This window comes from Mesorhizobium sanjuanii (genome assembly GCF_002529485.1).
Taxonomy (GTDB): Bacteria; Pseudomonadota; Alphaproteobacteria; order Rhizobiales; family Rhizobiaceae; genus Mesorhizobium; species Mesorhizobium sanjuanii.
In genome coordinates, this window is sequence record NZ_NWQG01000270.1 from 1 (window position 1) to 11,704 (window position 11,704).

Below are 11,704 nucleotides of genomic sequence, written 5' to 3' on the forward strand. Positions count from 1 at the left end.
GTTTTCGTATATACAAAAACTAACGATGATCGTTTGGGACGAACCGAAGCGCCTGACCACCCTTGAGAAACATGGGCTGGACTTCGCATCGTTGGACGAGACGTTCTTCCTGAACGCTCGCATCATCCCCGCCAAGGCGAACCGGTACTTTGCGATCGGCCGTCTGGCGGACAACACCGTTGTTGTCGTGTTCGCCTATCTTGGGACCGAAGGGCTTTCGGTCATCACCATGAGGCGCGCAAATGTCAAGGAAAGGAGGCTGGTCGAATGATCCGCAAGAAGAGCAATTTCGAACCCGGTCGCGGCTACACCAAGAAGGATTGGGACGAGGCCGATATCCCCGCTCTCACCGATGAGCAGCTAAAGCAGGCCAAGCCATTTGCCGAGGTATTCCCCGAACTGACGGCGAAGATGGAGAGGAACCTTGGCGGCCGTCCCCCACTGGAGAAGCCGAAGAAGGCTATCAACATCCGGCTCGACCAGGACGTGATTGAGAAGTTCCGCCGCACCGGCCCAGGCTGGCAAAGCCGCATCAACGAAGCGCTGAAGGCAGCAAAGGTCGGCTGAAGCGTCGCCGACGCCCGCGAGAGATCGTCCAACTGAAAAAAGCCCGCCGCACCCCTTTCCGCGCGACGGGTCCGATCAATTCAGCGCGAGCGCCTGCGCGACCTCCAGATAGAGCAGGACACCGATCGATCCCTCAGGAGGAAGACCGGCCCGAAAGGCATCTCGCTGGCGCCAAAACGCCGAAGATGTCGGCGGTTCGAGCCCGTCATTGCCCACCATTCACGGCGGCAGCAGCCGAAAATCCTTGCCTTCGGGCAGCAACTGCCCGCCATCGACGACGATGGTCGTGCCGGTGATGTAGCTGGCATCGTCCGAGGCGAGGAACAGGAAGGCGTTGGCCACTTCCCGAGGGCTGCCGAGCCGGCCGAGCGGGATGGAGTCTTCCATATTCTTGATATAGGCCGCGCCGCGATGCATCTGGATCGCCTCGGTGAGGATGTTGCCGGGCTCGACGCCGTTGACGGTGATGCCGTAGCCGGAGAATTCCAGCGCCGCCGAGCGGATGAAGCCGTTGATGCCGGCCTTGGTCGCGGCGTAGTGGCCGTGACCGGGGCTGGTGACGTGCGGGCCGGTGATGGACGAGGTGTAGAGCATGCGCCCGAAACGCTGCGCTTTCATCGGCGCGAGCGCGGCACGGGTGGCATTGAAGGTGCCGCGCAAATTGACGGCCATGACCTGGTCCCAGTCGTCCGGGCTGGTGTTCTCGATGAGCTGCCAGGGATAGATGCCGGCATTCTGGACCAGGATGTCGAGCCGGCTGTGACGGTCGAGCGTCACCGCCACGGCGGCTTCCGCATCGGCCATCTGTGAGATGTCGGTGCGGATGAAGGCGGCGCCGATCTCGTCCGCGGCCGCTTGCCCCGCCTCGATCTCTGTGTCGGCCAGCACCAGCCTGGCGCCTTCCTCGGCGAAACGCAGGGCGGTGGCCTTGCCGATGCCGCGGGCCGCGCCGATGACCAGCGCCACCTTTCCGTCAAGTCGCCCGTTCATGCCAGCCCCTCTCTCATGCCAATCTTTGGCGTATCGTCTGCTTGAAAGCGTCGAGCAGCACGGCGGCAAGCACCAGCAGGCCGTGGATCACCTGGGTGAAATTGGCCGGCAGACCCATCAGGTTGATCGCCGTGTTGATGGCCGACAGCAAAAGCACGCCGGCATAGACGCCGGGCAGGGTGCCGACGCCACCCTTCAGGCTGACGCCGCCGATGACGACGGCGGCAAAGGCGTTGAACAGCAGGCCGACGCCGAGATTGGCGGTGGCGCCGGAGGTGCGGATCGCCAGCAGCCAGCCGGCAAGGCCGGCGATGGCGCCGGCGAGGATGAACGCAATAACCAGGTTGCGGTTGACGCGGATGCCGGCGCGGAAGGTCGCGGTCTCATTGCCGCCGATCATGACGAGATGCCTGCCGAACGGCGTCTTGGCCATGATCAGCGAAAAGACGACGAAGCAGGAAATGGCGATCCACGCCGTGAGCGGCAGGCCAAGCAGGCGCTGAATGCCGAACCAGCGGATCGCCGGCGCCAGATCCTGCGCAGAGCGGCCGCCGGAAATGACCAGCACCAGGCCGCGCACCCAGATGTAGGACGCCAGCGTGATGATGAAGGCGCTCATCTTCAGCCGCACGACGAGATAGCCGTTGAAGGCGCCGATAATCCCGCCGACGATCAGAGCTATGAGCAGCGATACCGGGACCATCAGCCATTCGGGATGCAGTTGAACGCCGAGGCCGATACCCGCCGAGCAGAACAGGATGCCGACCGCCATGGCGCTGAGCGCCGCGACCGATTCGACCGACAGGTCCATGTGCCCGGCGATGATGACCAGCGCCAGGCCGATCGACATCACGCCAAGAACGCTCGACGCCTCGATGATGTTGGCGAATATACCGAGCTGGAAATAGTTCGGAACGAAGAGGGAGAAGACCACCAGCACGAAGACCAGCATGAACCAGACGAGATTGTCGAGGATGAACTCGAGGACTTGGCGTGTGCGGGGATTCATGGGCTGATCCGGTTGGCGCGCGGGTTCAAGGCGATACAACATGCCACGCACGTCCATGCGGACGCGCGGCGCTCTTGGGTGCGCTCCGGGCCGTGCGGCCCGGAGCGCAACAACAATGTTATTCGACCGGCTTCACCGTATCCGATGGCGGCTTCAGATTGCCCCAGAAGGCCGGATTGTCGACGTTTTCTTTGGTGATGGCGGCGCCCGGGATTTTGATGTTGGGTCCCCAGGCTTCCTTGGTCACGGTCGACTTCAGGCCGAGCACTTCATACTCGCCCGGCTTGATCTCCTGCTTGTTGACGATCTTGTCCATGAACATGGCGACCGCCGCGGCCTGCGCGTAGAGCGGCTGCTCGACTTCGACGTTGAGCCAGCCCTTGCGGATCAGGTCGAGGCCGACCGGCGCGCCGTTCGAGCTCATCAGCATAACGTCGCCGGGCTTCTTGCCGGCGGCCTCGAGCGAGGCGACGGCGGCGACCGACAGGTGCGCCGCATGGCTGAAGATCAGGTCGATATCAGGGTTGGCGAGCAGCTGGTCGTTGACGATGGTCCCGGCTGCATCCGCCGCCCATTGCATGGCCGGCAGCGAGATGATCTTGACGTCCGGGAACGCCTTCATCTTCTCCTCGAAACCCTTCTGGATGTCGAGCGTGTAGGGGTCGCCGGGATCGCCGAGCACCTGCAGGATTTTCCCCTTCACCGAGCCGTTCTTGGCGGTCAGCAGTTTCTCGGCCTGATCGGCGGCGACGTGGCCGATTTCGACGGTTCCGGCCACCGAGGTGAAGTCGGAAGGGGTGGAGGTGATCTGACGGTCGAACTCGACCACCGGGATGCCGGCCGCACGAGCGGCCTCGATCGATGGTTTCAGCGCATTGAAATCGACGGCGGCGAGAATGATCGCTGACGGCTTGAGCGCGATGACGTCGTTCATCTGCGATTGCTGGGCGTCGGTCTTGTTGTCGGCGTTCAGCGTCTTCATCTCATAGCCGGTCTGCTTCAGGAAGAGTTCCAGCGCGCTCACCGAGCCGGTCTGGAATTCATCGAGCAGTGTCGGCACCATGTAGTAGACGGTACCTTTGGACTGTGCGAATGCCGGCATGATTGTGGCAAAGGCCAGTGCCAGGATACCGAAGACGGAAAGAAGTATTTTCTTCATGTCGTTCGCTCCTCTTGCGCCGGACCCCTCATTTGTCCCTCAGCCAGCCGGTCCGGCACCGGCAAGCGTCTCACCGGTGATCATGTTGATCACCGCGTCGGGACTTGTTTTGTTGCGTGCGACATCGCCCGCCACGACGCCTTGCCGGATCACCACGATCCGGTCGGCGACCTGGAAGGCCTGCTGCATGATATGGGTGATGATGACGACGCCGATGCCCTGGCTCGCCACCTGGCGGATCATGTCGAGGCCGCGCCGCGTCTGCTCGACGCCGAGTGCGGCGAACGGCTCGTCGAGAAGCACGAGCTTGCCGCCAAAATGCACGAAGCGGTTGAGTTCGATGGCTTGCCGCTGACCTCCCGAAAGATGCTCGACATTGGTGCGCAGCGAAGGGATGCGGGTTCCGGCGCTGGCCAGCGCCTTTTGCACGACCTGCTCCATGGCGCGCTCGTCGAGCACGGGAACGCCGAGAACCTTCCTGGTGATCTCGCGGCCCATGAAGAAATTGGCCACCACGTCGACGTTGGTGCAAAGCGACAGGTCCTGGTAGACGGTCTCGATGCCCGCGGCCTTGGCCTCGGCGGGGGACCTTGCCAGGAACTCCTTGCCCTCGAACAGCATGCGGCCGGACGTCGGCTCCAGGCCGCCGGCTATGATCTTGACCAGCGTCGACTTGCCGGCGCCGTTGTCGCCCAGAAGCGCCACGACCTCGCCCTTGCCGATCGAGAAGCTGATGCCTTTCAACGCTTCGATGGCGCCATAGTTCTTGGTGACGTTGTCGAGCACCAGCAGGGGTTCGCTCATGCCAGGCTGGGCTCCGCTCATGCCGCCATCCCCTTGCCTTGCAGGAGGTCCCGATCCCGCTCGCGCTCGGCTGCGAACATCTGGCCGAAGCGCGGCGAGAGCACCCCGGAAACGGCAAGTGCGGCGGCGCCGCGCAACACCGCATGTTGCCCGCCGCGCCCGACGATGATGCGGGGGCTGGTGCGGTCCCTGCGGGCCGAGACCGAGTTGGGGAGCTGCGTCGCCGAGCCGGCCAGCCTTTCAAGCAAATCGGTGGACGCGAGCCCGCCCAGGATGACGGTTTCGGGGTCGAACAGGTTCTCGACGACGGCGATGGCGTTGCGGAAGACCGGGCCGATCTCGGCTACCCAGTCGGCATCACCACCAGTCCAGCGTCCTCGCGCTTCGAGCGAAAGATAGCGTTCGAGGCAGCCTCGGTTGCCGCAGGGACAGAACTCGCCGCCCGGGACGACGGGAATATGGCCGATCTCGCCGGCATTTCCCCAGGCACCGCGCAATGCGCTTCCTTCATGCACCATGACGCCGCCAAGACCGACGCCGAAATAGAGATAGTAGTATTCGGAATATCCCGTCCCGAGGCCATAGAGACGCTCGCCCATGGCCGCGGCGGCCATGTCTGTCTCGAAAAAAGCCGGCAATCCCGTCGACGCCGCCAGCCGTTCCCGGAGCGATACGTCCTTCCAGCCGGCCATCGTCGTCGGCCCGACAAAGCTCATGGATTCCACCCCGAATGGGCCGGGCAACGCCATGCCGATGCCGAGAACACGGCCGCCGGGGCGCAGGCCGGTCAAATCGTTGACCATCGCACCGATCAGGTCGAAGGCAAGATCGGGCGTGGCATTCGGCGCCTCACGGTGGGCGCTTTCGATCACGTCGCCGCTGAGATTGGTCAGGGCCGCGTCGATCCCGAGGGGGGTGATGTGGATGCCGACGGCATAGCCGCCTTCCGGATTGATCCTGAGCGTTGCCGGAGGCAGGCCGCGTCCCCGCGGCTCCTCGCGCACGGACAGGACATAGCCGTGCTCCTCCAGTTCGCGAACAATGGTTGAAACCGTCTGGACGGTGAGCCCGACCCGCCTTGCAATGTCGCCGCGGGCGACGGGGCCATGCAGGCGGATGGATTCGAGCACGATGCGCCTGTTGTAAGGCCGCCCGAATTCCTGATTGGTCCCCCGCAGTGCCATGCCTTGCGTTCCCTAGGAGAGCGCAGGTTCGCACCAAAGATTTATTCAGTCAAATGGAATTCAAAAATAAGATGACTATTGCTCGTGCCGGCGCTTCGAGCCGTCTGCAACCTGCATCCGACATGGGATCAGTCGCTCGCGGCCTTACAAAAGGCGGGGCCTACGGGGAGCGGCGACTTCGCACGCACGCCTGAGATCCGCGCGGATATTGTCGGTGTTCAACAAATCGACCGCTTCCGGATAGCCCTCGGTGACCAGCATGGCGACGATTTCCGCGGCGCGGTCATGGACGCCGCTCTCGGCCAGTAGATATGCTCGCTGATAGATGTGATCGGCTCTGGGTGTTGCCGTCATTCCAGCCTCATCAGTCAGTTGGTGATGACCAACAACGTGCGAGGGAGAACTATGTTCCATGCAACCTGTGGGCGATGAGTTCCTGCTCGAACGTGAATCGCGTTTCAGCAATCGTTTAGAGGTACTGCGCGACCTTCTTGCCGACCTTCAGAAAGCGCAAGGGGTCGATCGCCTCGCCATTGTGGCGGACCTCGTAGTGCAGATGCGGGCCGGTCGAGCGGCCGCTGCTGCCGGTCTTGCCGATGACGTCGCCGGCATCGAGCTTCTGGCCGACCTTCACGTCGATTTCGCTGAGATGGCCATAGCGTGTCGCAAAGCCCTGGCCATGGTCGACCTCGACCATGCGGCCATAGCCACCGTTCCAGCCGGCCTTGACGACAACGCCGGGGGCCGTGACCTTGGCAGGCATGCCGAGCGGCGCCCTGAAATCCATGCCCGAATGGAGCGCCGCGGTGCCAAGGATCGGGTCGGTGCGCACGCCGAACGGGCTGGTGACGGAACGGCCGGGAGCGGGGTTGGCGAGCGGCAGGCGGCGCGCTTCCTTCTTGAGGTGGTCGAGCGCGTCGAGCGCCTCGTCGAGTTCCCTGACCTTGCTGTCGAACATCAAAGAACCGTCGACCGGGATCAGCGGGCCGCCGACGTCGCGTTCGTCGCCGAAGTCGCTGTCGACCGGCAGGCCAGCCGCAGTGAGCGCCTGCGAAATCGCATCGGCGTTCTTGTAGGCGTTATCGGCAAGCGTGGCGATGCGGGTGAGTTGCTGGCTTTCGATGGCCTTGAGCGACTCGTTGATCGAAACAAAGAGCTTGTCGGCACGGTCGGCGGCGGTGTCGCTGGGCAGCGGATCGGAACGGGTCGACCATAGGGAGAACGGTCTGTTATCCCCGGTGTCCGGGCTGGCGCCCAAACCGGCACCAAGGCTGGCAACCGTGTAGGCCTGCGGCTGCGCAACGGTGGCGTCGGCGCGCTGGTCAGGCTTTGAGCCTGCCGCAGTGCTTGCCGCAGGCGGCGTTCCAACTTCGCTCTCGGCGCGGTCGAGGATCGGTCCGAGGCGGCCATGGCGCAGGCTGAGCTGGCTCTGGCGTTGCAGCAGCTCGCTCACCTTGGTTTCCATGAGCTGCTGGTCGAGAAGCTGGCGGCTGGTGATCCGGTCGACCTGGGCGCGCAGCGCCGAGATGCGATCCTCGTAAGCCTGCTGCATGCGCGCCTGCCGTGCGGTGGTCGCGCCGATCAGGTCGTCGCGCAGCACCAGGTAGGAGGTTGCCAGCAGGTAACCTATGACAATTGCCGCCAGCGCGGACCCGCAAAATGCGGCTACCCATGGCCGTATGGTGAAGTGCCTTATCTCATCGCCCCGGGCGATGATGACCGTGTGGGGCTCCTTGCGCCTGCCGAAGACCGCTGACTGACCGGTTACATTCACGGGACCAAGCTTTCGTTACGACACCAACGACGAGCCCTCATTACACATCATTAAGGTTAACGGTCGGTTGCTTCGGCGCTACCGTTTGCAATTCATGGATGCAGTCAAATTGGAATAGGATGTCAGGCGCGGGCTCGCGTCGCGGCAGGCTTAAATGCAAGGCCACCGCGTTACATCAAAGCGCGCGCACCGCTTCCAGCACTGCCTCGGCATGGCCCTTGACCCGCACTTGCCGCCAGATTTTGGCGATCCGTCCATCGCGGCCGATCAGGAAGGTGGCGCGCTCGACGCCCATATATTTGCGGCCATACATCGTCTTCTCGACCCACAGATGGTAGGCCTCGATCACCTTGCGCTCCTCATCGGCGACCAGGTCGATGGTCAGATCGTATTTTGACTTGAACTTGTCGTGCTTCTTGACGCTGTCCGGCGACAGGCCGATCACGACGGCGCCAGCCTTCTCGAACTTCGGCTTCAATTGCGAAAAGCCGATCGCCTCGGTCGTGCAGCCCGTGGTGTCGTCCTGCGGATAGAAGTAGAGTACGACCGGCTTGCCCAGCAATGCCGCGAGGCTGAGCGAGCCGCCGCCGTCGCGGGGAAGGTCGAACTGAGGCGCAGGATCGCCCACTTTGAGATCAGCCATATCGATGCCCTTGTTTGTGGTTACGCGCGAAGCCTCGTCGTTATAATGTCGAGCGGGGATTCGTCCACGATCGAGTTCGTAGAACGGAAAATTGCGTGGATCAGGAGCAACCGCAGCACGAAAAGATCAGATTCAGGCGTGATGAGATCACCGACCTGGGGGCCTTCCCGTCTGCGTGCCGGGTGCCGCCGCTCGGCCAGGCGTCGATAGGCCGCGGCGTTCGCATCCTGGCGCGGCTGTTCGCCGGCTTTGCCGCCCTTGTGCTGTTGGCCGCCGCCGCGGTGTATGCGGTCGGCGTATCGGGCATCGGCTCCGAACGGTTGCGGGCGGAAGCCGAAACGGCCATCGAAAAACTGGCCGGGGTCGACGTCAATGTCGAAGCCGGGCCGGCTCGCCTCACACTCGACGGGTCGAGCTTCATTGCGCTTCAGGTCAACGATGTCAGCCTCAAGACCGCCGACGGCAAGCCGATGGCCGATGCCGGGCGGGTCCGCTTCGGCATCAGGCTGATACCGCTGCTTTCGGGCGAGGTGCGGCTCACCAGCGCCAGGATTTCCGATGCGCGTATCGTGATGGCGGCGATGCCGTCGGGCGGCGACTGGTCCGCGGCGCTGCGCAATCAGGATGGCCTCATCGATCCGGAAAAACTGTCCGAAGCGGTCTTCTCCAACATCAACCACGCGCTCGACGCGGTGCGGGAGGATTCGATGCGCCGGATCGACCTCAGCAATGTCGACCTCGTGCTGCCGGAGGCCGGATCGGTCAAACTGGTCAGGATCGCGGATGCCTCTGTCTCGCAGGCGGGGCCGGGCGGCATGGAGCTTTCATCCGACGCCGAGGTCGACGGCAGAACGCTCGCCATCGCCGCTTCCGCCACCCGCGATATCACGACCCGCCGTGTGACCGCGCTGGACGCCAGCGTGAAGATGGCGCCTGCCGCCGTGGCGGCAAGCGCATCAGGTGGGAAGCTGGGCGCGGTCGCCTTGAGGCTGACGGGATCGCAAGGGGGCGGCGAGAATGCATCGCGCCTGACGGCCTCATTGGCGTTCACCGGGTCCGTGCTCGATCTCGGCCAGCGCGGTTTGCTTGCTGCCGATCTCGACCTCGATGCGACACTTGTCGCTGGCTCGAACAAGATCCAGGTCGACAAGCTGCTTTTGAAGACCGGCCGTTCGACCTTCGCTTTCGCCGGTTCGATCGGCCCCAAGCCGGCCACAGGAACAGCGGGCGAGGAGCCGTCCTATCGCTACGATCTGACCAGCGACGGTTCGACGCTGGCGCCCTCGGAATCGCCCGAGCCTGCGCTCAATTTCTTTGCTCGCGTCGCCGGCGTCTATCAGCCCGAGAGCCACAGGCTTGTCGCCGAGCAGATCGGGGTTCGATCGGGGCCTAAGAGCGAGGTGCTGGGCACCGCGGCGGTGATATTCGTCGACGGCAAGGCCCCGGGCATATCCGTGGCCCTCAACATCCACGACATGCCGGTCTCGCATGTCAAGCAACTCTGGCCTTGGTTTTCCGCGCGCAACGCCCGCCTGTGGGTGCTGAAAAACCTGTTCGGCGGCCGCGTCGTCGACGCCAATCTCCAGTTCCAGGTCGTGCCGGGGCGGCTGGGCAACGGCGTTCCGCTTTCATCGGATGAAGTGTTCGGCCGGTTCCAGGTAGAAGGATCGCGCTTCGACACGGCCGGTCGCATTCCACCGATCCGCGATGCCGTCGGCGTGGTCGCGTTTCACGGCAATGATGTCGACATCACCCTGTCCTCCGGCAGTGTCTATATGCCGAGCGGCCGCACCGTGGCGGCAAGCGGCGGCACGATGGCGGTAAAAGCGGCAAACCGACCGCCGGTGATCGGCGCGCTCGACATCGACGTCGCCGGCGAAGCTTCCGCGATCGCCGAACTCGCGTCCTATGAGCCGATCAACGCCATGCGCCATGTCGGCCTGTTGCCGGACGACCTGTCCGGCACGGTGACCGGCCACGTCAAGGCCGACATCCCGCTGCAATCCGGCGTCGATACCTCCAAACTCGACTGGCTGGTGGCGCTCGACTACAAGGATCTGTCGCTGGCCAAACCGTTCGAAGGCCAGACGGTGACGAACGCCGACGGCTCGATCACGGTCGAACCCGACAAGGCCGTCATCTCCGCCAAGGCGCTGCTGAATGGCCTTCCAGCCGAGCTTGACCTGATCGAGCCGCTAACCGACGACGGACCGCCACCCGGCCGTAAGGTGGCGATGGTGCTTGACGACAAGATGCGCGCCACCGCCATGCCTGGTCTGTCGACGCTGCTTTCGGGAACCATCAAGGTTGCCATCGACAAGAGCGGCGGCGGCAATCAGAACGTCTCGGCCGATCTGACCAACGCCAGGCTGGACATCCCCTGGGCCGGCTGGAGCAAGGGACCAGGCATTCCCGCCAATGTCACCTTCGTCATGACCAAGTCCGGCGATACCACGACGCTGTCCGACTTTGACCTCAGCGGAAAAAGCTTCTCGATCAACGGCAGCGTGGTGCTGCTCAAGGGTGGGCTGTCCTCGGCCCGCTTCAGCAAGGTCACCTTGAACCGGGGCGACGACGTCGCCGTGTCGGTCAAGCGATCGGGCAAGGGATTTGCGATCGATATCAGCGGCAATGCGCTGGACGCCCGCTCGCTGATCAAGCAATTCACATCCGATGTCGACACCGCCACCAAGACCACGGGGTCCGACGCGGTTTCCGTCAGTGCCGACGTCAATTTCCTGACTGGCTTCCACGACGAGACACTGTCGAACCTGAAGCTCGACTACAGCGCCGCCGGCTCCAGGGTAAACGGGCTCAAGGTGAGCGCCACGGCGGACTCCGGCGCCGCCATAACCATCAGCAACACCACCGCCGACGGCAGGCGCGCGCTCAACATGAAGTCGGCCGATGCCGGCGCGATCCTGCGCTTCCTCAACATCTACGAGCATATGGAGGGCGGGTCGATCACGCTGGCGCTGGCTGGGGCCAGCGACGGGTCGATGCGGGGCCAGGTCGATGCCCGCAACTTCTACGTGGTCAACGAGCCGAAACTCGCCTCGATCGTGTCGACCACACCGCCCGGCGACAGCCGCAGCCTGAACGAAGCGGTGAAGGGCAAGCTCGACACGTCGCGTGTGCAGTTCGAGCGCGGCGCTTCCGAGATCGAAAAAGGCGCCGGCTACCTGAAGCTGGCCAATGGCGTGCTGCGCGGCCCGCGCATCGGCACCACCTTCCAGGGCACGCTCTACGACCAGAACAACAATATGGACATGACCGGCACCTTCATGCCGGTCTACGGCCTCAACCGCATCTTCGGCGAATTGCCGCTGTTCGGCGCGCTGCTCGGCAATGGCCGCGATCGCGGCCTGATCGGCGTGACCTACCGGCTCAAGGGCGACGCCAACAAGCCGAAGCTTGACGTCAACCCGCTGTCGGTGATCGCGCCAGGAATTTTCAGATCGATCTTCGAGTATCGGTGAGGTCAAACCCATTCACTCCGAGCGATCGAGTTCGACCCGTAGCGGACGCTCGTTTGCCCCGGCCAATTCACGCGTCCATGCAAGTCGGACGAACA

At 63.7% G+C, this 11,704-nt stretch carries 11 protein-coding genes; 3 read left to right on the top strand and 8 right to left on the bottom strand.

Features of this window, described 5'->3' with window-relative positions; translation table 11 throughout:
* The coding region (locus CN311_RS30395; protein WP_342586715.1) for a BrnT family toxin at nt 1–271 on the top strand (271 nt) is incomplete at its 5' end.
* Nucleotides 268–567: a BrnA antitoxin family protein gene (locus tag CN311_RS30400; protein ID WP_097577282.1), complete on the top strand. Its 300-nt coding sequence runs from the start codon at nt 268–270 to the stop codon at nt 565–567. The genes CN311_RS30395 and CN311_RS30400, both read left to right, overlap by 4 nt.
* 219 nt (nt 568–786) lie before the next feature.
* Here the strand turns inward: CN311_RS30400 and CN311_RS30405 are convergent, their stop codons facing one another.
* From CN311_RS30405 to CN311_RS30440, 8 genes are all read right to left on the bottom strand, one after another.
* The gene (locus CN311_RS30405; RefSeq protein ID WP_097577283.1) at nt 787–1,557 is read right to left on the bottom strand and encodes an SDR family NAD(P)-dependent oxidoreductase; all 771 of its coding nucleotides are present in this window, start codon (nt 1,555–1,557) and stop codon (nt 787–789) included.
* A 13-nt stretch (nt 1,558–1,570) separates the two neighbouring features.
* A complete protein-coding gene (locus CN311_RS30410; RefSeq protein WP_097577284.1) occupies nt 1,571–2,566 on the bottom strand; it encodes an ABC transporter permease in 996 nt (331 codons plus the stop codon).
* Between the two features lie 118 nt (nt 2,567–2,684).
* The gene (locus tag CN311_RS30415) at nt 2,685–3,725 is read right to left on the bottom strand and encodes a sugar ABC transporter substrate-binding protein (RefSeq protein ID WP_097577285.1); all 1,041 of its coding nucleotides are present in this window, start codon (nt 3,723–3,725) and stop codon (nt 2,685–2,687) included.
* 39 nt (nt 3,726–3,764) lie between these two features.
* A complete protein-coding gene (locus CN311_RS30420) occupies nt 3,765–4,529 on the bottom strand; it encodes an ATP-binding cassette domain-containing protein (RefSeq protein WP_097577286.1) in 765 nt (254 codons plus the stop codon).
* A gap of 17 nt (nt 4,530–4,546) precedes the next feature.
* On the bottom strand, nt 4,547–5,713 hold the full coding sequence (locus tag CN311_RS30425; protein ID WP_097577287.1) for an ROK family transcriptional regulator: 1,167 nt from the start codon (nt 5,711–5,713) through the stop codon (nt 4,547–4,549).
* Nucleotides 5,714–5,857: 144 nt separating this feature from the next.
* On the bottom strand, nt 5,858–6,067 hold the full coding sequence (locus CN311_RS30430; protein WP_097577288.1) for a hypothetical protein: 210 nt from the start codon (nt 6,065–6,067) through the stop codon (nt 5,858–5,860).
* Between the two features lie 115 nt (nt 6,068–6,182).
* A complete protein-coding gene (locus CN311_RS30435) occupies nt 6,183–7,487 on the bottom strand; it encodes a M23 family metallopeptidase (RefSeq protein WP_097577289.1) in 1,305 nt (434 codons plus the stop codon).
* A gap of 175 nt (nt 7,488–7,662) precedes the next feature.
* A complete protein-coding gene (locus CN311_RS30440) occupies nt 7,663–8,130 on the bottom strand; it encodes a peroxiredoxin (RefSeq protein WP_097577290.1) in 468 nt (155 codons plus the stop codon).
* Between the two features lie 95 nt (nt 8,131–8,225).
* Between CN311_RS30440 and CN311_RS30445 the strand changes: the two genes are divergently transcribed.
* Nucleotides 8,226–11,609, top strand: coding sequence for a YhdP family protein (locus tag CN311_RS30445; RefSeq protein WP_097577291.1), 3,384 nt, complete (start codon nt 8,226–8,228; stop codon nt 11,607–11,609).
* Nucleotides 11,610–11,704 lie beyond the last annotated feature (95 nt).

What these genes read in the sequence shown, in the direction of transcription:
- CN311_RS30400 (WP_097577282.1), top strand. Translation starts at nt 268, where the DNA reads ATGATCCGCAAGAAGAGCAATTTCGAACCCGGTCGCGGCTACACCAAG.
- CN311_RS30405 (WP_097577283.1), bottom strand. Translation starts at nt 1,557, where the DNA reads ATGAACGGGCGACTTGACGGAAAGGTGGCGCTGGTCATCGGCGCGGCC.
- CN311_RS30410 (WP_097577284.1), bottom strand. Translation starts at nt 2,566, where the DNA reads ATGAATCCCCGCACACGCCAAGTCCTCGAGTTCATCCTCGACAATCTC.
- CN311_RS30415 (WP_097577285.1), bottom strand. Translation starts at nt 3,725, where the DNA reads ATGAAGAAAATACTTCTTTCCGTCTTCGGTATCCTGGCACTGGCCTTT.
- CN311_RS30420 (WP_097577286.1), bottom strand. Translation starts at nt 4,529, where the DNA reads ATGAGCGAACCCCTGCTGGTGCTCGACAACGTCACCAAGAACTATGGC.
- CN311_RS30425 (WP_097577287.1), bottom strand. Translation starts at nt 5,713, where the DNA reads ATGGCACTGCGGGGGACCAATCAGGAATTCGGGCGGCCTTACAACAGG.
- CN311_RS30430 (WP_097577288.1), bottom strand. Translation starts at nt 6,067, where the DNA reads ATGACGGCAACACCCAGAGCCGATCACATCTATCAGCGAGCATATCTA.
- CN311_RS30440 (WP_097577290.1), bottom strand. Translation starts at nt 8,130, where the DNA reads ATGGCTGATCTCAAAGTGGGCGATCCTGCGCCTCAGTTCGACCTTCCC.